The organism is Arthrobacter sp. LAPM80 (assembly GCF_046736435.1).
In the GTDB taxonomy this organism is placed as follows: domain Bacteria; phylum Actinomycetota; class Actinomycetes; order Actinomycetales; family Micrococcaceae; genus Specibacter.
This window is the reverse complement of the sequence record NZ_JBCHVD010000005.1, coordinates 37,337-58,320: the sequence shown is the minus strand read 5'-3', so window position 1 is coordinate 58,320 and position 20,984 is coordinate 37,337. Positions and strand designations below refer to the sequence as shown.

The 20,984-nt window shown below is 63.9% G+C and carries 20 protein-coding genes; 17 read left to right on the top strand and 3 right to left on the bottom strand.

The genetic code is table 11. The annotated features are described in order from the left end of the window. Nucleotides 1-242: 242 nt before the first annotated feature. From recA to dapF, 6 genes are all read left to right on the top strand, one after another. Nucleotides 243-1,295: a recombinase RecA gene (recA, locus tag AAGW05_RS07110; protein ID WP_411803798.1), complete on the top strand. Its 1,053-nt coding sequence runs from the start codon at nucleotides 243-245 to the stop codon at nucleotides 1,293-1,295. An 8-nt stretch (nucleotides 1,296-1,303) separates the two neighbouring features. After that, complete coding sequence (locus AAGW05_RS07105) at nucleotides 1,304-1,831, top strand: regulatory protein RecX (RefSeq protein WP_411803797.1); 528 nt, start codon at nucleotides 1,304-1,306, stop codon at nucleotides 1,829-1,831. A 70-nt stretch (nucleotides 1,832-1,901) separates the two neighbouring features. Then, nucleotides 1,902-3,206: a coiled-coil domain-containing protein gene (locus AAGW05_RS07100; RefSeq protein WP_411803796.1), complete on the top strand. Its 1,305-nt coding sequence runs from the start codon at nucleotides 1,902-1,904 to the stop codon at nucleotides 3,204-3,206. A gap of 156 nt (nucleotides 3,207-3,362) precedes the next feature. Then, the gene (gene miaB / locus AAGW05_RS07095; RefSeq protein ID WP_411803939.1) at nucleotides 3,363-4,922 is read left to right on the top strand and encodes a tRNA (N6-isopentenyl adenosine(37)-C2)-methylthiotransferase MiaB; all 1,560 of its coding nucleotides are present in this window, start codon (nucleotides 3,363-3,365) and stop codon (nucleotides 4,920-4,922) included. A 2-nt stretch (nucleotides 4,923-4,924) separates the two neighbouring features. Beyond that, complete coding sequence (gene miaA / locus AAGW05_RS07090; RefSeq protein WP_411803938.1) at nucleotides 4,925-5,851, top strand: tRNA (adenosine(37)-N6)-dimethylallyltransferase MiaA; 927 nt, start codon at nucleotides 4,925-4,927, stop codon at nucleotides 5,849-5,851. 51 nt (nucleotides 5,852-5,902) lie between these two features. Then, a complete protein-coding gene (dapF, locus tag AAGW05_RS07085) occupies nucleotides 5,903-6,838 on the top strand; it encodes a diaminopimelate epimerase (protein ID WP_411803794.1) in 936 nt (311 codons plus the stop codon). A 21-nt stretch (nucleotides 6,839-6,859) separates the two neighbouring features. Here dapF and AAGW05_RS07080 read toward each other — a convergent pair whose 3' ends face one another. Further along, complete coding sequence (locus AAGW05_RS07080) at nucleotides 6,860-7,504, bottom strand: class I SAM-dependent methyltransferase (RefSeq protein WP_411803793.1); 645 nt, start codon at nucleotides 7,502-7,504, stop codon at nucleotides 6,860-6,862. Between the two features lie 153 nt (nucleotides 7,505-7,657). Between AAGW05_RS07080 and hflX the strand changes: the two genes are divergently transcribed. Together hflX and AAGW05_RS07070 are read left to right on the top strand one after the other, a co-directional pair. Next, nucleotides 7,658-9,319, top strand: a complete 1,662-nt coding sequence (gene hflX, locus AAGW05_RS07075) for a GTPase HflX (RefSeq protein ID WP_411803792.1) — start codon at nucleotides 7,658-7,660, stop codon at nucleotides 9,317-9,319. After that, nucleotides 9,312-11,339: an ATP-dependent DNA helicase gene (locus AAGW05_RS07070; RefSeq protein ID WP_411803791.1), complete on the top strand. Its 2,028-nt coding sequence runs from the start codon at nucleotides 9,312-9,314 to the stop codon at nucleotides 11,337-11,339. The genes hflX and AAGW05_RS07070 overlap by 8 nt, the downstream gene beginning before the upstream one ends. Nucleotides 11,340-11,493: 154 nt before the next feature. Here AAGW05_RS07070 and lexA read toward each other — a convergent pair whose 3' ends face one another. After that, the gene (gene lexA, locus AAGW05_RS07065; protein WP_411803790.1) at nucleotides 11,494-12,237 is read right to left on the bottom strand and encodes a transcriptional repressor LexA; all 744 of its coding nucleotides are present in this window, start codon (nucleotides 12,235-12,237) and stop codon (nucleotides 11,494-11,496) included. 275 nt (nucleotides 12,238-12,512) lie between these two features. Here lexA and AAGW05_RS07060 point away from each other — a divergent pair, with 275 nt between their 5' ends. The 8 genes from AAGW05_RS07060 (at nucleotide 12,513) to AAGW05_RS07025 (ending at nucleotide 18,948) form a co-directional block, all read left to right on the top strand. Further along, on the top strand, nucleotides 12,513-13,004 hold the full coding sequence (locus AAGW05_RS07060; protein WP_411803789.1) for a LysM peptidoglycan-binding domain-containing protein: 492 nt from the start codon (nucleotides 12,513-12,515) through the stop codon (nucleotides 13,002-13,004). A 69-nt stretch (nucleotides 13,005-13,073) separates the two neighbouring features. Next, nucleotides 13,074-14,174, top strand: a complete 1,101-nt coding sequence (locus AAGW05_RS07055) for a histidinol-phosphate transaminase (RefSeq protein ID WP_411803937.1) — start codon at nucleotides 13,074-13,076, stop codon at nucleotides 14,172-14,174. Nucleotides 14,175-14,336: 162 nt separating this feature from the next. Next, nucleotides 14,337-14,957, top strand: a complete 621-nt coding sequence (gene hisB, locus AAGW05_RS07050) for an imidazoleglycerol-phosphate dehydratase HisB (protein WP_411803788.1) — start codon at nucleotides 14,337-14,339, stop codon at nucleotides 14,955-14,957. After that, nucleotides 14,954-15,655 carry an imidazole glycerol phosphate synthase subunit HisH gene (hisH, locus tag AAGW05_RS07045; protein ID WP_411803787.1) on the top strand — a complete coding sequence of 234 codons (702 nt, stop codon included), beginning with the start codon at nucleotides 14,954-14,956 and terminating at the stop codon, nucleotides 15,653-15,655. Before hisB ends, hisH begins: the two co-directional genes overlap by 4 nt. Then, complete coding sequence (locus AAGW05_RS07040; RefSeq protein ID WP_411803786.1) at nucleotides 15,655-15,804, top strand: hypothetical protein; 150 nt, start codon at nucleotides 15,655-15,657, stop codon at nucleotides 15,802-15,804. The genes hisH and AAGW05_RS07040 overlap by 1 nt, the downstream gene beginning before the upstream one ends. Before the next feature lie 67 nt (nucleotides 15,805-15,871). After that, a complete protein-coding gene (gene priA, locus AAGW05_RS07035; protein ID WP_411803785.1) occupies nucleotides 15,872-16,606 on the top strand; it encodes a bifunctional 1-(5-phosphoribosyl)-5-((5-phosphoribosylamino)methylideneamino)imidazole-4-carboxamide isomerase/phosphoribosylanthranilate isomerase PriA in 735 nt (244 codons plus the stop codon). 12 nt (nucleotides 16,607-16,618) lie between these two features. Beyond that, complete coding sequence (locus tag AAGW05_RS07030) at nucleotides 16,619-17,500, top strand: SseB family protein (RefSeq protein WP_411803784.1); 882 nt, start codon at nucleotides 16,619-16,621, stop codon at nucleotides 17,498-17,500. A 59-nt stretch (nucleotides 17,501-17,559) separates the two neighbouring features. Continuing rightward, the gene (locus AAGW05_RS07025) at nucleotides 17,560-18,948 is read left to right on the top strand and encodes an MFS transporter (protein WP_411803783.1); all 1,389 of its coding nucleotides are present in this window, start codon (nucleotides 17,560-17,562) and stop codon (nucleotides 18,946-18,948) included. Between the two features lie 119 nt (nucleotides 18,949-19,067). Here the strand turns inward: AAGW05_RS07025 and AAGW05_RS07020 are convergent, their stop codons facing one another. Continuing rightward, entirely contained in the window at nucleotides 19,068-19,475 is a 408-nt protein-coding gene (locus tag AAGW05_RS07020) for a DUF1844 domain-containing protein (protein WP_411803782.1), read from the bottom strand. A gap of 278 nt (nucleotides 19,476-19,753) precedes the next feature. Here AAGW05_RS07020 and infC point away from each other — a divergent pair, with 278 nt between their 5' ends. Then, a complete protein-coding gene (gene infC, locus AAGW05_RS07015) occupies nucleotides 19,754-20,890 on the top strand; it encodes a translation initiation factor IF-3 (RefSeq protein ID WP_411803781.1) in 1,137 nt (378 codons plus the stop codon). The last annotated feature ends 94 nt before the right edge of the window (nucleotides 20,891-20,984 follow it).

The following is a 20,984-nucleotide window of genomic DNA, read 5'->3' as shown; positions in this document are numbered from 1 at the left end:
GAAAAGTTGTCCACAATTTCCGTGGGTGGGGCGTGGAAGCCGCAGACAATGTCACACCCTTGAACTAGCGTTTTAGGTAGAGGGACAAACCTGCGGATCAGTTCCGCCGGCGGACACCGGGAAACCGGTGATGAAGTAAAAAAAGTTGCATGTGCATTGCAAAAGACCACTAACCGTGTGCTGCGCCAACCGCGCAGTGGCACGGGGCCGGAAACGGCGCAAAGGAAAGACCGAGGTGAATCATGGCCGCTTCCGCAGACCGTGACAAAGCGCTGGCAGCAGCATTGGCCCAGATTGACAAGCAATTTGGCAAGGGCTCAGTCATGCGCTTGGGTGATGACGTCCGTGCACCCATCGAAGTGATCCCCACCGGGTCCATTGCCTTGGATGTGGCCCTGGGCATTGGTGGCCTGCCCCGCGGGCGTGTCGTTGAGATCTATGGGCCGGAATCTTCCGGTAAGACCACCTTGGCCCTGCATGCTGTTGCCAGCGCACAGAAACTTGGCGGCCTTGCGGCTTTCATTGACGCCGAGCACGCCCTTGATCCGGATTATGCCGCCAAGCTCGGTGTTGACACAGACGCGCTGCTTGTCTCCCAGCCGGACACCGGCGAGCAGGCGCTGGAGATCATGGACATGCTGATCGGTTCGGGTTCCTTGGACGTCATTGTCATTGACTCCGTTGCAGCGTTGGTGCCCCGCGCTGAAATCGAAGGCGACATGGGAGATAGCCATGTGGGTTTGCAGGCCCGTTTGATGAGCCAGGCCCTGCGCAAGATCACGGGCCGCCTGAGCCAGACAAAGACAACGGCCATTTTCATCAACCAGCTGCGTGAAAAGATCGGTGTCTTCTTCGGCAGCCCGGAGACCACCACCGGTGGCAAGGCGCTGAAGTTCTACGCCTCCATCCGCATCGACGTTCGCCGCATCCAGACCTTGAAGGAAGGCGCGGACGCCGTCGGCAACCGTACCAAGGCCAAGGTTGTCAAGAACAAGATGGCACCGCCCTTCAAGATCGCCGAATTCGACATCATCTATGGCGTTGGCATTTCCCGTGAAGGCGGAATCATTGACATGGGTGTTGAGCACGGCATCATCCGCAAGTCCGGTTCCTGGTACACCTACGACGGCGACCAGCTGGGACAGGGCATGGAGAACTCCCGCCGGTTCCTGAAGGACAACCCGGAACTTGCAGACGAGCTGGAGCGCTTGATCAAGGCCAAGCTGGGTGTGGGCATCACTGCCGAAACCCAGGTTGAGGCTGCTCCCAAGCTCAAGGCAGTCGACGGCTTCTAGGGGCAACCATGAACACGGCACGCCCGGCACCGGAACTGGACCCCGAGGCCAATCCGGCCTCGGTGGCCCGGGCCATCGTGCTGCAACAGCTGACGCACTCGCCCAAGAGTCGCTTCCAACTGGGCCAAAAGCTGGCCGAGCGGAACATCCCCGTGGATGTGGCGGAGGCCGTGCTGGACCGCTTTGAAGCCGTGAAGCTGATTGACGACGCCGAATTCGCCACCCTGTGGGTGCGCAGCAGGTCACTGCACAAGCATCTGGCACGCGGGGCTTTGCGGCGCGAATTGGCGGAAAAGGGAATCGATCCGGAACTTGCCCAGGATGCCCTGGAGCAAATCGACGACGACACCGAACTGCAGCAGGCCCGGGAATTGGTCCAACGCAAGCTTCGTGGTTCCATCGACCTGGGCGAGCGCAGCGAACGGGACAAATACACCCGCCGCTGGGTGGCCATGCTGGCCCGGAAGGGTTTCAACCCCTCCATGGCCTACCATGTTGTAGGCGAGGTCATCGACGAACACCTGTCCGCGGACTAGTGGTGTGGCAACGTGCCGGTGGGCGCACGTAAGCGCAGCCGGGACCGTTGAGCGGCTATGCTAGCGGCATATGAGTACGCACCCTTCAATACTTCCCCGCTGCCTGGCCGTCGCCGTGACGGCCGGATTCATGCTGGCAGCAACCCTCACCGGCTTGCCTGCCCAGGCCGACGACGGCCCGCCAACAGGTTTCCCCAGCTGGTCGGACGTCGAGGCGGCCAAGGGTGATGCCGCAGCCACGGCCGTGGAAGTCCAGAAGATCTCATCCCTGCTTGACTCCCTGGAGCAGGAAGCCGGCGTCCTTGGCATGGCAGCAGTCACTGCCGGGGGCGACTTTGCGCAGACGCAGCACAAGCTTGACGTCGCCACGGCCGAGGTTGATGTCCTTGGCGCCCAGGCAAAGCGCGCCGCCGACGAGGCCGGGAAGTACAAGAAGGCAGCCGTTGCCGTAGCCGTGCAAAGCTATAAGAGCGGTGGGACCGGACTTGGCCTTTTCGCCACCATCTCGGCACTGGACTCACCCGAAAGCCTCAACGGCGTGGAATTGCTCCACAGGGTGGGTGAGCGTGCCGCCGTGAAGCAGTCCCAGGCAAGGGAGTCACAGAGCGCAGCCGCAGCACTTGAAAAGACCCGGAAAGCGGCCGAAACCGCCCAGCAGGAGCTGAGTGCACAGGCCGCACATGCCCGTGATGCAGCCATCGCGGCGCAGACCGCCGTGGCCGAACAGCTCAAGGCCAAGAAGTCGCAAAACGAAACGCTCGTGGCGCAGCTGGCCTCCCTGAATAACACCACGGCAGCCAAGGAGCACGAATTCCGCCAGGGGCAGACCGCCTTGGCCGTCTACGAACAGGTCCAGGCTGCCAAGCGGCAGGCCGCCGAGCGCCAGGCTGCTGAGGAGGCAGCCCGGCGTGCCGCGGAGGAACGTGCGAAGCCCCCGGCGCCCCTGCCCGCCATGCCGAACCCGGCTCCCAACCCCGGTCCCGTCAAACCCCCGCCGGCGGTGACGGAGCCCGGTGGCTCCGGTCCGGTAGGGGCACTGGACCCCGGCATTCCCGGCGGAGCCGTCAATGACCCCGCCGGTGCAAAGGCGTACGCTGCAGGACGGCTGGCGGCCTATGGGTGGCCGCAAAGTGAATTCAGGTGCCTGAACCTCTTGTGGGAGCGCGAATCCAACTGGCGCACCAATGCGACAAACCCCTACAGCGGGGCCTACGGCATTGCCCAGTCGCTGCCAGCGAGCAAGTATGGCGAGGAGGGCCCCGACTGGCTGACCAACTACAGAACACAGGTCAATTGGGGGCTCGGCTACATCACGGGCCGTTACGGCTCGCCCTGCGGTGCCTGGGCGCACTCGGAAGCCGTCGGCTGGTACTGATCGGCCCGGCCCGGGAGCCGGATCGGCCCGCCCACAGGGCGGTAAATCCGTTGCGCAACGCCAGCCGGCTCCTGTTTAGCCGATACACGGCAGAGGTCTTAAGCTGGTGGGGTGAGCCTGACCCAGAACAGCGTTGATTCTTCCGCGACCACAACCATGCCAACCAGCGTCGAGACAGTGGCAGCGCCAGCCGGCGGTGTCCGCACCTATCAGGTGCGCACTTATGGTTGCCAGATGAACGTGCATGACTCCGAGCGCATGGCCGGTCTCTTGGAGACCGCCGGGCTGGTGGCCGTCGAGGAAGCCGGCCCCGCACGAATCCTGGACGCAAACGGTGAAGCCGTTCCCGACGTCGTCGTCTTCAACACCTGTGCAGTGCGCGAAAACGCCGACAACAAGCTGTACGGAAACCTTGGCATGCTGGCCCACATCAAGGAATCCAACCCCGGCATGCAAATCGCCGTGGGCGGCTGTCTGGCCCAGAAGGACCGCGACACCATCCAGAAGCGCGCACCCTGGGTTGACGTCGTGTTCGGCACGCACAATGTTGGCGCGCTGCCCGTACTGCTTGAACGGGCCCGCCACAATGCCGAAGCCGAGATGGAAATCCTGGAGTCCCTTGAGGTCTTCCCCTCCACCCTGCCCACCCGGCGCGACTCCGTGTACTCGGGCTGGGTCAGCATCTCCGTCGGCTGCAACAACACCTGCACGTTCTGCATCGTTCCGTCCCTGCGCGGCAAGGAACGGGACAGGCGCCCCGGTGAAATCCTCGCAGAAATCCAGGCCCTTGTTGACGACGGCGCCATCGAGATCACGCTGCTGGGCCAAAACGTCAACTCCTACGGCGTCGAATTTGGGGACAGGCTGGCCTTTGGCAAGCTGTTGCGCGCCTGCGGGAAGATTCAGGGGCTGGAACGGCTCCGGTTCACCAGCCCACACCCGGCGGCCTTCACCGATGACGTCATTGACGCCATGGCCGAAACGCCCAACGTCATGCCGCAGCTGCACATGCCCCTGCAATCGGGCTCCGATAAGATCCTCAAGGACATGCGCCGTTCCTACCGGTCGACGAAGTTCCTCGGCATTCTGGAGAAGGTGCGGGAAAGGATGCCCCATGCATCGTTCTCCACTGACATCATTGTTGGCTTCCCCGGCGAGACCGAGGAGGACTTCCAGGCGACCCTTGATGTGGTCCAGAAGTCACGCTTTGCCACGGCCTTCACCTACCAATACTCCAAGCGCCCCGGCACACCGGCCGCGGAGTTGCCCGACCAGCTGCCCAAGGAAGTGGTGCAGGAACGCTTCCTGCGGCTGACAGCCCTGCAGGACAGGATTTCCGCCGAGGAAAATGCCGCGCAGATCGGCCGCGAGGTCGAGGTCATGGTCACTGCATCCTCGGGGCGCAAGGCAGCACAGACCAACAGGCGCTCGGGGCGGACCCGCGACCAGCGCCTGGTCCACTTCAGCGTTCCCGACGGTGCACAAGAGCCCCGGCCCGGCGACCTTGTCACACTGACCATCACAGGTTCTGCGTCCTTCCACCTCGTGGCCGATCCCGCGACGGCAGCCGACTACACGCTGCGCCGGTCACGTGCAGGCGATGCCTGGGACCTGGCCCAGGCCGATTCCTGCGGAGTCCCCGCCACAGCCACGTCCGACGGCGCACGGCCTAAGGTCAGCCTCGGCATGCCGTCACTGCCCATCCGCACAGCGTGAGCCTGCCCGCAGCAGCCCTGCCGCTGGTCGCCGTCGTCGGCCCCACCGGATCAGGGAAGTCGGAGCTCGCACTGCAGCTCGCCGAACGCTTCGGCGGTGAGGCCATCAACGCCGATTCCATGCAGTTCTACCGGGGCATGGACATCGGCACGGCCAAGCTGCCGATGGCCGAACGGCGTGGCATCGCCCACCATTTGATGGACTTCCTTAACGTCCGCGAGGACACCACTGTTGCGGCATTCCAGACCATGGCCAGGGATGCCATTGCCGACATTCGATCACGCGGAAAGCTGCCCATCGTGGTCGGCGGATCCGGGCTGTACGTGCGCGCCGCCGTCGACGTGCTGGAATTTCCCGGCACCGATGCCGCGGTGCGCGCCCGCCTTGAAGCCGAGCTCGACGCCGGAGGGCTGGCAGCGCTGGCCGCCAGGCTTTTGTTGGTGGATCCGGTGTCGGCGGCCCGCATCGGCGACGGAAAGCGGGTGGTCCGTGCCCTTGAGGTGTTTGAGCTTACGGGCCGGCCCTTCAGCTCCTTCATGCCCGCGCGCGAGTACGTCAGCCCCACGGTGCAGATCGGCCTCAACGGCGACCGCGCCGAACTCCACCAGAGGCTGGCCGCCCGCGTCCACACGATGGTCGAAGGCGGCCTGCAGGAGGAAGTGGAGCGGCTCATTCCGCAGGGCCTGCGTGAGGGCAGGACGGCGCAGAAGGCTCTGGGTTACCAGCAGTTCCTGCGTGTTATTGACGGCGCCTCCACCGTGGCCCGGGCAAGCGAGGAAACCATTACGGCAACGCGCCAGTTTGCCCGCCGCCAGATCACCTGGTTCCGTGCCGACCCGCGCGTGCAGTGGCTCGATTGGTCAGCGCCCACCCTGACAGCCTCGGCAGCAGCCATGGTGGCTCGGGTGCACGACGGCGAAGCTAGGTAGCTGGCGCCCGGCGTCGCACGTGTTAGGCTCCCTGTGCCTTAAAGTGGAACCATGACTGATGCCCCGACACCCCTGACAGGCCTGCGATTTTCCAAGGGCCACGGAACTGGCAATGACTTTGTGCTGATGGCCGATCCCGACGGGGACCGCCTGCTGTCGCCGCAGCAGATTGCCGCCGTGTGCGACAGGCACCGCGGCATCGGCGGCGACGGGCTGATCCGTGCCGTACGGTCCCGCCATGTGCCCGAGGGTGCGGCGTTGCTGGCAGCGCATCCAGGCGCCGAATGGTTCATGGATTATAACAATGCGGACGGCTCGCAGTCGGAAATGTGCGGCAACGGTGTACGGGTCTTCGTGCACTTTCTGCTCACCCAGGGGCTCGTTGAACTGGAGCAGGGCCGGGAACTGGCCATTGGAACCCGGGCCGGCGTGAAAGTTGTCTCACGCACTGACGGTGGCTACCGCGTGGACATGGGCCCTTGGGATTTCATTTTCCCGCAGGAGGCCCGGGAACGCGGCGCGGATTCACGAGTTGACGCCGACGGCCTTGCAGGCACGCGTGAGGCCCTGTCGATCACCATGGGCAACCCCCACACAGTGGTTGCGCTGTCGGAGATGGCCGAGCTGGCCGGAACGTCCCTGGTGGCGGGACCTGCCGTCTCGCCGCTGCCCCCGCATGGGACCAATGTTGAATTTGCCGTGCGCAATGAGCCCCTCGAGTCAGACGGCGTCGGGTACATTAGCATGCGTGTCCACGAACGTGGCGTGGGGGAGACGCTTTCCTGCGGAACCGGCGCGTGCGCGGCCGCCGCGGCAGTCCGTTTCCGGGCCGGCAAGGGCGCACCTGACGACTGGTCTGTCGAGATCCCCGGCGGCACCGTGGGCGTCGAATTTTTCCCCGGGCCCGACGGGCGCGAGCACGTTGCGCTCAGCGGTCCCGCCGTCATGGTGGCCGAAGGGGTCATCGCCGACGGGTTGTTTGGCTGATAAGTTTCAGCCAGGCCCCGGTTAGGGCTTGGTGCGGGTGACGCGCAGGATCCTGAAGGCCTTGTTCGTGGAGTCCCTGACAACGGTGAAGCCGGCTTCCGGGAACTGTTCGTTGAGCTCGGCCGTGAGCCAGCGCTGCAGTGAGTCGGCGCCGAGATTCTTTTGGACCACAAGGTACGCGGTGCCATTGTGGGCCAGCCGGGGCAGCCACATGAGCAGGATCGAGTGCAGTTCGGACTTGCCCACCCGGATCGGCGGGTTCGACCAGATCGTGTTGAAGCGAAGGTCGGGGTCCACGGCGTCAGGGGTTGAGGCGCGGACATTGTTCAGGCCCAGTGCCTTGGCGTTCTCCGTTGTCAGCTCGATGGATCGTTCGTTGACGTCCACCGCATACACGGTGGCTTCGGGGGAGCGCAGGGCCAGGCTCAGGGCAATCGGCCCCCAGCCGCAGCCGATGTCAAGCAGGTTCCCTTCAGCGACCGGTGGCGGGGCCTGCGAGAGCAGGATGGTTGTGCCCTTGTCGAGCCCATCAGGGCTGAAGATGCCGCCGGCTGTTTGAAGATTGCGCACCTCACCGGCCAAAATCACGCTGAGGGGCCGGCGTTTCATCGGCGTTGACGGTTGTGAACTGAAATAGTGCTCTGCACCCTGAGTACCCATAGTCATGCCAGATTAGTGTGGTTTTCGCCCGTTGGGAATCTAGGCGCGCCTACCGGGACGCCGACACGGGCGTGAGTTTATCCACACGCGGTGGGCGGCAAAGGTGTGCGCGTCGGTGGGGCGGACTACGATTGAGGTAAGCGCCTATATAAGGAGAACATGTCCAACGCATCTGCACACAACGGTTCCGACGACAACCCGCTGCCTCGCAACAGCGGTGACGGAACAACCCCCCACGGCACTGGAGCTGCTGACACGGACCTGTCCGTCGCCGAAATCGAGGCCGTGATCGAGCGGATCCTGGCCAAGGATGCGGCTGCCGGCCGGGCTGTGCGCGAGGACGCTGACATTGAGGCGCAGGACCCCTTTGAGGGCGCGCCCACCACCCGGCCACTGGCCGGGCAGGCGCAGGCCGTCTCCTCCTTGAAGTTCCAGCACAGCCGCTTTGACGGTGACCAGAGTGAATTGGCCGACCGCAACGCACTGCGCCGCCAGGCAAGCCTGTCCACCGAGCTCGAGGACGTCACCGAGGTTGAATACCGCCAGCTGCGCCTGGAACGGGTTGTCCTGGCCGGACTGTGGTCCAAGGGGACCATGACCGACGCCGAAAACTCCCTCCGGGAACTGGCGGCACTGGCAGAAACAGCAGGCTCGGAGGTTTTGGACGGACTCGTCCAGCGCCGTGCCAAGCCGGACCCTGCAACGTACCTGGGCCAGGGCAAGGCCCAGGAACTGAAGGAAATTGTGCATGCAACAGGTGCTGACACTGTCATCATTGACGGTGACCTAGCCCCGTCCCAGCGACGCACCCTTGAAGAAGTCGTCAAGGTCAAGGTCATTGACCGCACGGCCCTGATTCTTGACATCTTCGCCCAGCACGCGCAGTCGCGTGAAGGCCGGGCCCAGGTTGAGCTGGCCCAAATGGAATACCTCCTGCCGCGCCTGCGTGGCTGGGGCGAGTCCATGTCCCGCCAGGCAGGTGGCCGTGTCGGTGCAGCCGGCGGCGGCATCGGATCCCGTGGCCCGGGTGAAACGAAGATGGAGCTTGACCGCCGGAAGATCCGTACGCGGATGGCAAAGCTGCGCCGTGAAATTGCCGCCATGCGCCCCGCCAGGGAAACCAAGCGGGCCAACCGCAAGCGCAACAGCGTGCCCTCGGTGGCCATTGCCGGGTACACGAATGCCGGCAAGTCCTCGCTGCTGAACCGCCTGACGGACGCCGGGGTGCTCGTTGAAAACGCGCTGTTTGCCACGCTGGACCCCACTGTGCGGAAAACCGAAACATCGGAGGGTCTGGGCTACACCCTTGTCGACACCGTCGGCTTCGTGCGGGCACTGCCGACCCAGCTGGTGGAGGCTTTTAGGTCAACGCTGGAGGAAGTGGCCGACGCCGATTTGATCCTGCACATCGTCGACGCCTCGCACCCCGACCCGGAGGGCCAAATTTCGGCCGTCCGTTCGGTGTTCGCCGAGGTTGGGGCGCTGCAGATCCCCGAGATCATCATCTTGAACAAGGCCGACATTGCCGACCCCTTCGTCATTGAACGGCTGCGCCAGCACGAGGCACGCACGGTCGTGGTTTCCGCGCGCTCGGGGCAGGGCATCGAGGAACTGCTCGAGGCCATCGCCGAGGCAATTCCGCACCCCAGCGTCAACCTGACGTTGCTGATTCCCTATGACCGCGGCGACATCCTGAACAAGCTGCACCGCAGCGACGCGGAGATCGTCAGCCTCGAACACGGCGAGCTCGGCACGCTGGTGAACGTCAGGGTCCGTGAGGACCTGGCAGCCGAGGTTGGGCCGTTTGTCCAGCATGCCTGAGAGTGATTTTTCCCACCAGGCCCTGGAGCTTTTGGACAGGGCCGTTGAAGCAATGGGCGGGCAGCGTCGCGACGGACAGCATGAAATGGTCAAACGGGTTGTTGATGCCATAGAAAGCGGCGACCACCTGTTGGTGCAGGCCGGAACGGGCACCGGAAAATCCCTCGCCTACCTGGTGCCGCTGATCGTCAACGCCCTCACGAGCGACAAACCTGCTGTTGTGGCCACTGCAACACTGGCCCTGCAGGCCCAAATCGTGGGCCGGGACGTACCCAGGCTGCTGGCGGCCCTGGAGCCTGTTCTGCCGCGCCCCATCGAGGTCGCCCTCGTCAAGGGGCGCAGCAACTATGTGTGCAAGCAAAAGCTCGGCGGTGGATTCCCCACCGAGGACACCGGCGAAGGGGCCTTGTTCAGCCTCGGCGAAGACACGAGCGTCGCGCACCTGCCAGGCGCGAGCACCGGACCCACGTCCGTGCTGGGCAAGGAAGTTATCCGTCTGCGCGAATGGGCCCAGGACACCGAAACCGGGGACAGGGACGAACTTGTCCCCGGAGTCACCGACAAGGCCTGGCGCCAGGTTTCGGTCACGTCCATGGAGTGCCTAGGTGCACAAAAGTGCCCGCTGGCCACCGAGTGCTTCTCGGAATTGGCCCGTGCCCGGGGTGCCGAGGCTGACATCGTGGTGACAAACCACGCCATGCTCGCCATCAGCGCTTTTGAAGGCATCGCTGTGCTGCCCGAATACGACGTTGTGGTTGTCGATGAGGCCCACGAGCTCCAGGACCGGGTGACAGGTGCCGTCACGGGCCAGTTGTCGGTACAGATGATCCAGGCGGCTGCCTCCAGCACCCGCAAACACACGGCTGTTTCGGTCGACGCGCTGCACGCAAGTGCCACTGGCCTTGACATGGTCCTTGCCGGGATTCCCGAGGGGCTGCTGCCCAGCGGACTCAACGAAGCCCAAAGCCAGGCCGTGGAGCAGGTGCGAGACGCCGTGCGGGCGGCACTATCGGATTCCAAGCCTGAGGGCAATGCCGCCGCCGACGGCGGGCGTTCCATTGCCAGGTCACGGTTGAACCTGATCTTTGACCTGTGTGAACGGCTGCTGGCAGCCAACGATGCCCGCGAAGTGGTGTGGGCATCGCGCCCCGGAACTTTTGCCCCGGGCAAGGGCTACCAGAAGGCTGACGAGAGCGAACCGGCAGTACTGAGCATTGCTCCCCTGAGCGTGGCCATGAAACTGCGGGAGGGCTTGTTCACAGACCGCACCGTGGTCCTGACATCGGCCACCCTTGCCATCGGGGATTCATTCCAGGCCACGGCCGCAGGCCTGGGGCTTTTGGGTCCCAGCGCGCCGAATTGGACAGGTGCCGACGTCGGCTCCCCGTTCGACTATCCGAAGCAGGGCATGCTGTATGTGGCAGCCCACCTGAAGAAGCCAGGCTTCGGCACTTCCCCGGAACAGCTGGATGAATTGGCCGATCTGATTATGGCGGCCGGAGGCGGCACCTTGGCCTTGTTCTCCTCGCGCAGGGCGGCTGAGGACGCGGCCGAAAAGCTGCGCAAGAGGCTCAAGGTGAAGATCCTTTGCCAGGGCGACTCCTCAATGTCAGGGCTGATCAAGCAGTTCGCGGATGAAACCGACACCTGCCTTTTTGGCACCATGTCCCTGTGGCAGGGCGTTGACGTCCAGGGGGCTTCGTGCCGGCTTGTCGTCATTGACAGGATTCCCTTCCCGCGCCCCGACGATCCACTCGTCACGGCTAGGGCCCGCGCCGTGGCACAAAATGGCGGTGACGGATTCATTGCCATATCGGCGACCCATGCGGCCGTCCGCCTCGCCCAGGGAGTTGGACGCCTCATCCGCTCAAGCGGGGACCGCGGCGTCGTGGCCGTCCTTGACTCCCGGCTGGCCAATGCCAGCTACGGCGGCTTCCTGCGTGCGGCCCTGCCGCCGTTCTGGGCCACCAAGGACAGGGCAGTGGCCCTCTCGGCGCTGACGAGGCTGTCGGGCAAGTAGCCGACACTTCCGTGCCGGAGCATGTTCGCGAAACGATACCGCGCACACAAAAAGTGAAACCAAGCAGTGAAGCGCCCCGTCCACACGTGGACGGGGCGCTTCACTGCTCTTCAGGCTGGTGGCCGGAGGTGCCGGGCCTAAAGGCTGCGCTGCACTAAAGGCTGCGCAGGACCGAAACGACCTTGCCCATGATAGTGGCGTGGTCGCCAAGGATCGGCTCGTAGCGGGTGTTTTGCGGCAGCAGCCACGTATGCCCGTCGCGCTGGCGGAACGTCTTCACCGTGGCCTCGTCGTCGAGCAGGGCCGCGACAATCTCGCCGTTGTTGGCGGTGTTTTGCTGGCGGATGACAACCCAGTCCCCGTCGCATATGGCGGCGTCGATCATGGAATCGCCCTGGACCTTGAGCATGAACAGTTCCCCGCTGCCCACAATTTGGCGCGGCAGCGGCATGATGTCATCCACCGACTGGTCCGCAAGGATGGGGCCGCCGGCCGCAATGCGGCCAACGAGCGGGACGAATGCGGTGTCGGAGGAACTGCTTAGTTCGGCAAAGTTCAGGCCGTTTGAGCTGCGCAGGGATGCGGGGGAGTTGACCCCGTCAATTTCCACCTGACCATTGTCAAGCACCAAGGGAATCAGGACTTCCATGGCGCGGGGGCGCTTGGGGTCGCGGCGCAGGTAGCCGTGCCGTTCGAGTTGGGTCAGCTGGTGCGTGACGCTTGAGAGGCTGGCCAGTCCCACGGTGTCGCCGATTTCGCGCATGGAGGGCGGGTATCCCTTGTCGGCGATCGAGCGCTGGATGCATTCGAGAATCTTCTTCTGGCGGACCGTCAATCCCTTCATTCCGGCGCGGCTGGGTGCCTGGGGGATGCGATGCGGCGGTTCTGGAAGTGTCATGGTTCCGTGTCCTTTCGTGGCTGCCCTGAAGAATGTCAGTGCCTGCTGGTGGACTGCATCTAACGGCCCATCCTTGTACCGCAAGTTTAAGCCACGTCAGGGGCAATATCAAACATTTGTTCTATTTGCCCTTGGCAAGTGTCGTCCATAGATGCTAAAACTGTACTAGTAGAAAAATAGAACATACGTTCTATCGAATATGTATCGTGTGGAAATTTGATCCATTGGATGTTTGTGGCCAGGGATCCGGCTCCACGGCGAAAGGACCAGAAGTCATGAATGCAATGGTTATCTCCGCAGCAACCCTTGGCAGCACCCGCGGAAACCTTCGGCTGGCCGGTGCCGAGGCCCCGGCCGACACGCCGGCCGAAGCCGTCCGCCCAGGCACCACCTGGTTTGGGCTCTTCCGCCCCGGCGTGGACTGCCCCGGCGGCGGACGGCAGCAGCTGACGCGCCGGGGCCGCCTGGTGTTCCTGGGCATCCCCGCCATCATCATGGCCGTCGTTGTCGTGTTTGCAGCCCTGGCCATCGTGCTCGGGTCGGTGGCTGCCCCTGCCCATGCAGCTGTCCAGTACGCCCCCGTTGACATGGCCGACTACGCCATGTCGGTGACGGTGCTGCAGGGGCAGAGCCTGTGGACCATCGCCGCCGAGTCCAACCCCAGCCGCGACACCCGCGAGGTCATGGGTGAGATTGTCGCCCTCAACGAACTGGACAACGGAGCCATTCAGGCCGGCCAGCGCCTGTTCGTTCCCATTCCCCGGTAGCTGGGCCGGGCAATGTGTCCGCATGCTGTCGCCGGTTCGATCTTTCGCGGCCCCTGCAAATAAGCTTGGATCATGGATCAGTTTGAACGCCTAGGTCAATTGCCGCTCCGTGACGATCTGCGCGGCCTTCACCCCTACGGTGCCCCCCAGTTGGATGTTCCGGTACTTTTGAACGTCAATGAAAATACTTTTGGCGTTCCCGCAGACGCGAAGGAAGCCATCCTCAACGCCGTCGCAGCCGAACTCGATGGCCTTAACCGCTACCCGGATCGGGAATTTACGGTATTACGCCAGGAACTGGCCGCCTACCTGGGCCACGGGCTCGGTGAAGAAAACCTCTGGGCCGCCAACGGCTCAAATGAGGTCCTGCAGCAGTTGCTCCAGGCCTTTGGCGGGCCTGGCCGTACGGCCATGGGCTTCCCTCCCACCTACTCCATGTACCCGCTGCTGGCCAGTGGCACCGGAACCGGCTACATTGCCGGAGTGCGTGCGCAGGACTACAGCCTTTCTGCGGAGTCGGCCGCCGAGCAGGTCCGCCAGCACGCGCCTAACATCGTCATCCTGTGCTCACCCAACAACCCCACAGGCACAGCCCTTGGCCTTGACGTCGTCGAGGCGGTGTATGAGGCCGGTGAGGCGTCGCAGGCCATCGTCATTGTTGACGAGGCCTATGCGGAGTTCTCCCACGCAGGCACCGCCAGTGCGCTCGGCCTGCTCGCCGGACGCCCCCGCCTCGTGGTCTCACGCACCATGAGCAAGGCCTTCGCCCTCGCCGGCGCGCGCCTGGGCTACCTCGCTGGCGCACCTGAAGTCGCCGATGCCCTGCGTCTTGTCCGGCTGCCGTACCACCTCTCGGCCATCACGCAGGCAACCGCCGTCGCAGCCCTGCGGAATTCGACGTCCCTGCTGGCCAATGTTGAAGCCATCAAGGTCCAGCGCGACCGCATCGTCACCGAACTGACTGAGCTTGGCCTGACCCCCGCGCCATCCGACTCGAACTTCGTGTTCTTTGGCGGGCTCGAAAATCCTCACAAGGTATGGGAAGCCCTGTTGGCCGACGGCGTCCTGATCCGCGACGTCGGCATCCCCGGGCACCTGCGGGTCACCGCGGGCACCGAGGCTGAAACCAGCGCGTTCCTGAACGGGCTGCGCACCATCCTTGCGGGCTAGGACGAACGTCTTGAATCGGCGTCGTGCCCTGGGTGCGGCGCCGGCCGTTTGGGCATTACCCGGCACTCTCTTCTAAACTGGTGTAAATACTTAGTACCGTTCGCGCGCCCACCCCTGCCCGGTGCATGGCAAGTGGTGTTCACAAACCGAAGGACTGCTGCAATGACTGAGACACTTCCGGCCCAGGGCCGTACTGCCCGTTTGGAGCGGGCCACGAGCGAATCAAGCGTCATGGTTGAGATCAACCTCGACGGCACGGGAGTGTCGAACATCGACACGTCTGTGCCGTTCTATGACCACATGCTGACGGCCTTGTCCAAGCACTCGCTGATCGACATGAACATCAAGGCCACGGGCGACACCCACATCGACGCGCACCACACGGTGGAAGATGTTGCCATCTCCCTGGGTGAGGTCCTCAAGGTTGCGCTGGGCAACAAGGCGGGGATCCGCCGCTTCGGCGAGGCGACTGTGCCGTTGGACGAGGCCCTCGCGAATGCCGTTGTTGACGTGTCAGGCCGGCCCTACCTCGTTCACAGCGGTGAGCCTGCAGGCCAGGAATACCACCTGATCGGCGGCCACTTCACAGGCTCGCTGACCCGCCACATCTTCGAGGCAATCACCCTGCATGCCCAAATCTGCCTGCACATGACCGTCATCGGTGGCCGGGACCCGCACCACATCGTCGAAGCGCAGTTCAAGGCCTTCGCCCGTGCCCTGCGCTCTGCCGTCGAACCCGATCCCCGCGTTACGGGAATCCCCTCCACGAAGGGCCTTTTGTGAGTTTCGACGCCGATCAGCCAGCAGCAAGGCAACCCACAGTCACCGTCCTTGATTACGGTTCGGGCAATGTGCGCTCCGCCGTGCGCGCCCTGGAGCGTGCCGGCGCAACGGTAACCCTGAGCGCCGCACCGGATGACGTCCTGAACGCCGACGGTCTGGTGGTTCCCGGCGTGGGCGCCTTTGGCTCGGTCATGGCCGAACTGAAAAGCGTCGACGCCTTGCGGATGATCGGGCGGCGCGTTGCCGGCGGCCGTGCGGTGCTGGGCATTTGCGTCGGCATGCAGGTGCTCTTTGACGCCGGTGTTGAACACGGCATGCAGGAGGAAGGCATGGGGGAGTGGCCCGGAACCGTAGAGCTGCTGCCCGCCGACGTCGTCCCCCACATGGGCTGGAACACCGTCAAGGCACCCGAAGGCTCCATGTTGTTCGAGGGCGTGGAAGACGAGCGCTTTTACTTTGTCCATTCCTACGGCGTGCAAAAGTGGGACTTTGAAGTGCTCCAGCCAAAGATGCGCCCGCCCATGGTGACCTGGTCCGAACACGGGGCCCCGTTCATTGCCGCCGTGGAAAACGGACCCCTGTGCGCAACCCAATTTCACCCGGAAAAATCCGGTGATGCGGGCGCACGTCTGCTGCGCAACTGGGTGGCCTCCCTCACCAGACCGGCGGGCAACCCTGACGGCGGGACGGCCAACTGATGTGGTCATTGCTGCTGATGGGCCTTGCAGGACTGCTCATTGGAGGGGCGTACACCTTCTACCAGCAGAAATCCGCCCGTTGGATACCCGTCAGCTTCGTGCTGCTCGCCGCCATGTCGCTCGTGGCCGCCTACATGTTCACGCTTTAGCTCCACGCACCAACCCGCGGCCGGGCCGCGGTTTTCCATCCACCGGACCAACAACGTTGAGGACCCCATGACCACCCCCATTTTGGAATTGCTGCCCGCCGTCGACATCGTGGACGGCCAGGCAGTGCGCCTGGTGCAGGGCGAGGCCGGCTCTGAAACCGGATACGGTTCGCCGCTTGAGGCTGCCATGAACTGGCAGAACGACGGCGCCGAGTGGGTCCACCTGGTTGACCTCGACGCCGCCTTTGGCCGCGGATCCAACAAGCACCTGCTCCAGGAAATGGTGGCAGCGCTGGACATCAAGGTGGAACTCTCCGGCGGCATCCGTGACGACGCCTCCTTGGAAGGCGCGCTGGAACTTGGCATTGGCCGCGTGAACCTTGGCACCGCCGCATTGGAAAACCCGGAATGGACCGCCAAGGTCATTGACCGCTTTGGGGAGCAGATCGCCGTCGGGCTTGACGTGCGCGGCACCACCCTGGCCGGCCGCGGCTGGACCAAGGAAGGCGGCGACATCTGGGAAGTCCTGGCCCGCCTGGAGGATGCCGGCTGCGCCCGATACGTCGTCACCGACGTCACCAAGGACGGTACCCTGCGCGGGCCGAACGTGGAACTGCTGCGTGAAATGTGCACCCGCACGTCAAAGCCCGTAGTGGCCTCGGGTGGCATTTCCAGCCTGGAAGACCTCCGCGTGTTGCGCGAGCTTGTCGGCGAGGGCGTTGAAGGTGCCATCATCGGCAAGGCCCTGTACTCCGGCCAGTTCACGCTCCCGCAGGCACTCGACGTTGCAGGCCGCCGCTAAACCATGACCGAAATGCCCAAGAAAGCGCTGCCCGGTCACATTGCCGCCGCACTGGCGGGGGCCGGTGGACCCACCGACTCCGCCGGGCAGCCCTGGACGGGCCGTCATTTGCCCGGGGATGAGAAGTACCACAACTTCGACACGGACGACGGCGCCATGGATGCCGGTTATGCCGCTGCCCTGGCGGGGCTTGCCTCGGGCGCCGGGACGGAGGCGCAGGTTGTTGCTGCCCTGGCCACAGCCCGGGTTTTCATTCCCATTGTGGCGCAGCTGGCGCAGCAGACCGTCGGGGAGAACGGACTGGTCTCGGACAAGGAGTCCGACATGGCGTTGGTGACCCTGCAGGGTCCCGACGGGCGCCGGGCACTGCCGGCGTTTTCCCATGCCGAGGCACTTACGCGGTGGCATCCTGAAGCCCGCCCCGTGGCTGTCTATGCGGCTCGGGCCGCGTTGTCAGCAGTGGCCGAGGAAGCCCAGCTCATGGTGGTCGATCCAGGTTCGCGGCGGCCGTTTGTTGTTCGCAGGCCCGCAATGTGGGCGCTTGCCCAGCAGCAGGACTGGGTTCCCAGTTACGCCGATCCCGCCGTTGAAAAAGTTCTGTGCGAATCCGTTGCGTCCTTGGGCCACCCTGCCGTTCTCGACATTTCTGCAAGCGCCGGGCAGGGCATACAATCCCAGTGGGACACCATTGAAGAACCGCAGGGACGGTTGGTCATGGGCGGCGGAACCGGACCGGAACTGTGTGTCACCATCACCCTTTTGCCCGGACTTGACCAGTCCGGCGTGAACGGCGCGCTTGCATCATTGCAGGAATACTGGGCAGGCGCCGACGCCTTTGCCCAAGCGGTTGACTCTGTCCAGATTCGGCTGCGAAACCCGAATCCAAAGACATAATTCATCGCAGGGGCGCACCACGTCTTGTGTGATGGTTCACAAGAGAGAGTAGTTCCAACGTGAATTTTGCCGCCTACCGCGAAATCCTCGCGGTCGGACCTGTGCGCAGGCTTCTGATTGTCGCCATGTTTGCACGCATACCGCACGCAGCCGCCGGCGTGCTGTTGACACTGCATGTAGTGGAAACCATGAAGCTCAGCTATGCCTCCGCCGGCCTCGTCGCGGCAGCCATCACCATTGGCATGGCCTTCGGGGCGCCTTGGCGCGGCCGGGTGGTTGACATCCACGGCCTTCGCCGGGCCCTGGTGCCCTCCATTGTTGCCGAGGCGGCTGTCTGGAGCGTGGCACCCTTCCTGAATTTCCAGCTGCTCGTTGTTGCAGCTGTCATTGGCGGCATCTTCGCCGTCCCCATCTTCTCCGTTGTCCGCCAGGCCCTGAGTGTGATGGTTCCCCAGGAACAACGGCGCACGGCCTATGCTCTGGATTCAATGGGCGGGGAACTCACCTTCATGGTCGGCCCGGCCGCAGGCGTCATGCTTGCCACCACCACCCACACTGTGGTCGGCCTTGTCATCATCGGTGTTTCCGCGTCCATGGCGGGCGTCTTCCTGATGGTGTTCAACCCCCCGACGCGAACGGGGCAGAAGGGTTCCTTTGTTGCCGTCGGCGCCCCGGAAGTGAATCCGGTGGATCCTGTTGAGGACAGGCCGGCCCCCGATCTCAGCGGCAAAAATCCCATCGCCAAGCTGTGGGGCAGCTCCCGGCACAACCTGCGCTGGGTCAACATTGCCGTGCTTGCCATCCTGGGAACATCCCTGGGTGCCGGCCTGGTCCTGGCTGGAACCAATGTTGGCATGGTCGCCGTCATGCGTTACAACGATCAGGTTGGCGACCTCGGCATCGTGTTCTTGTTCTGGTGCGGCGCCTCAATTGTCGGCGGCATCATCTACGGCGCACTGAAGCGCTCAATCAACCCGCTGTGGCTGCTGATGGCCATGGCAATCCTGATCATTCCCATGGGCTTCGCCACGAATGCGTGGCAGCTGGGTCTGCTCTCCATCCTGCCCGGCCTGGTATGCGCACCGGTGCTGACCTCCAGCGCCGAACACATTGCGGACCTGGTCAATGAGAAGCGCCGCGGCGAGGCCATGGGGTGGTACGGCTCGTCGATGACAATCGGCAGCGCCATGGGCTCGCCCTTTGCCGGTGCCGTGATCGACGGAATTGGCCCGTGGGCCGGGTTTGCGATCGTTGGACTGATCTGCGGTGTGTTGGCCATCGTCGGCCTGCTCGCCGTGGCTGTGTGGCGCCGTCGAAGTTCCGCTGCCGCGCTGCGGGTCAATGGTGGCAGGGGATTCTCCGACGGCGTTGAAAACCTCGGTGGATCGCAGCGCGCCGAAAATTCCCGTGACTTTGATGACCTTTTGGGCGAGCCCGACCCCGTGTAGGGCCCAACAGCAAGAACCGCCGGAACGGACGGTGGGCAGTCGCCTGGGTGTGGGGCTCGCAGCTGTGGCCAGCAAAAAAACCGCTCCGCCGCTGGTGAAGGCCAGTGGCGGAGCGGTTTTTAGTTGACTGCTCCGGTGAATTTCTCGCCCGGGCCCTTGCCCGGAGCATCCTGGATGGTCGATGCCTCGCGGAACGCCAGCTGGAGTGAACGCAGGCCGTCGCGCAACGGTCCGGCGTGCTGGCTGCCGATTTCCGGTGCTGCGGCAGTGACGAAGCCGGCAAGGGCGGTGATCAGCTTGCGGGCCTCGTCCAGGTCCTTGAGCTCCTCGGCGTCGGGGCCGGCGGCAAGTCCGCACTTGACTGCGGCTGCGCTCATGAGGTGGACGGCCGCCGTCGTAATGACTTCAATGGCCGGAACTTCAGCGATGTCACGCACCGCGGAGGAGGCCTGGGTGTCCGTCAAGACTTCCTCCGGGGCTGCCTGAAACGTGTTGCGGGTGTCCGAATTATTATCTGGGGTACTCATACTGCTAAGCTTGTCACAGACCGACTCGATGCTGTTATTTATCGTGTGTCCTAAAGACGAAAGTCACAGGGCCAACGAACGTGATCGCACCGGGTTTGCAAGTGGAGTCCTCTCCCACCTTTCGACCCTTCATGGCGTTGTCTGGTTCAGGTCGGCGCCTTTCCCTTGGGGAAGGCAGGCAAATCCCTTTGACGGGGGTGCCGCGCCGATTATTTGAGGCCTCCATTGCATCAGCAACTGGGGGCCTTCTTCGTTGCTGGTGGTACTCACCCCTTCTTATGCAACAGGAGCTACACATTAGCGAGCCACGCATCAATGATCGAATCCGCGTCCCAGAGGTGCGGTTGGTTGGGCCGGCAGGCGAACAGGTTGGTATCGTCCGCATTGAGGATGCCCTTCGTTTGGCAGCCGAGTCCGACTTGGATCTGGTTGAGGTAGCACCGACGGCCAAGCCGCCGGTGTGCAAACTGATGGACTTCGGCAAGTACAAGTACGAAGCCGCCGTCAAGGCTCGTGAAGCCCGCAAGAACCAGACCAACACTGTTTTGAAGGAAATTCGTTTCCGCCTCAAAATCGACAAGCACGACTACGAGACCAAGCGCGGACATGCACTGCGCTTCCTCGGTACCGGTGACAAGGTCAAGGCCATGATCCAGTTCCGCGGCCGTGAGCAGCAGCGCCCCGAAATGGGCATCCGTCTCCTGCAGAAGTTCGCCGAGGATGTGGCCGAGGTCGGCATCATCGAGTCGAGCCCCCGCATTGACGGCCGCAACATGGTCATGGTCATCGGTCCGTTGAAGAACAAGGCCGAAGCCAAGGCTGAAGCCCGCCGCAACCAGCAGCGTGCCGACGCGAAGGCCCACAACGAGGCAGTTGCCAATGGCACTGCCCGCGTTGATGTTGACCGCGACAACAAGGCGCCCATGACCCAGTCATTGGCCGACCTGCTCCCTGACGGACTGCACCTGGGTGACGACGCCGCGGCTCCGGCCGCCGACGTTGCTCTCGAGACGGCCGCTCCGGTTGCCGACCTTGTTGTTGAGGCGCCCGCCGCAGAGGCAGCGCCCGTTGTGGAAGCACCCGCACCGGTTGTTGCACCCAAGGCGGCCCCGGCCGAGAAGCCGGCTCCCGCCGTCGTACCTGCAAAGGCTCCCGCCAAGGCAGCCGCAGCACAGGCCCCCGCAGCCAAGGCACCTGTTGCCAAGGCCGCAGTGAAGCCGGCCGTTGCACCCAAGCCTGTGGCAGCGCCGAAGCCGGTCGCCGCCAAGCCCATCCCCATGCCGAAGCCGATGGCCAAGCCTGCAGTTGCGAAGCCCGCAACGAAGCCGGCCCCCAAGGCTGCAGCAAAGCCGGCCGCCAAGTCCGCTCCCGAAAAGAGCGCACCGGCGGCCGAAACCCCCAGCTCGGCTGAATAAGGTTTCACCTTTTCAGCGGTGAATACACCCACACAGTGACCCAACCAGTCGCTGCAAGAGAACCACAGGCAGCGCCGGTGGATACGTAAGGAGA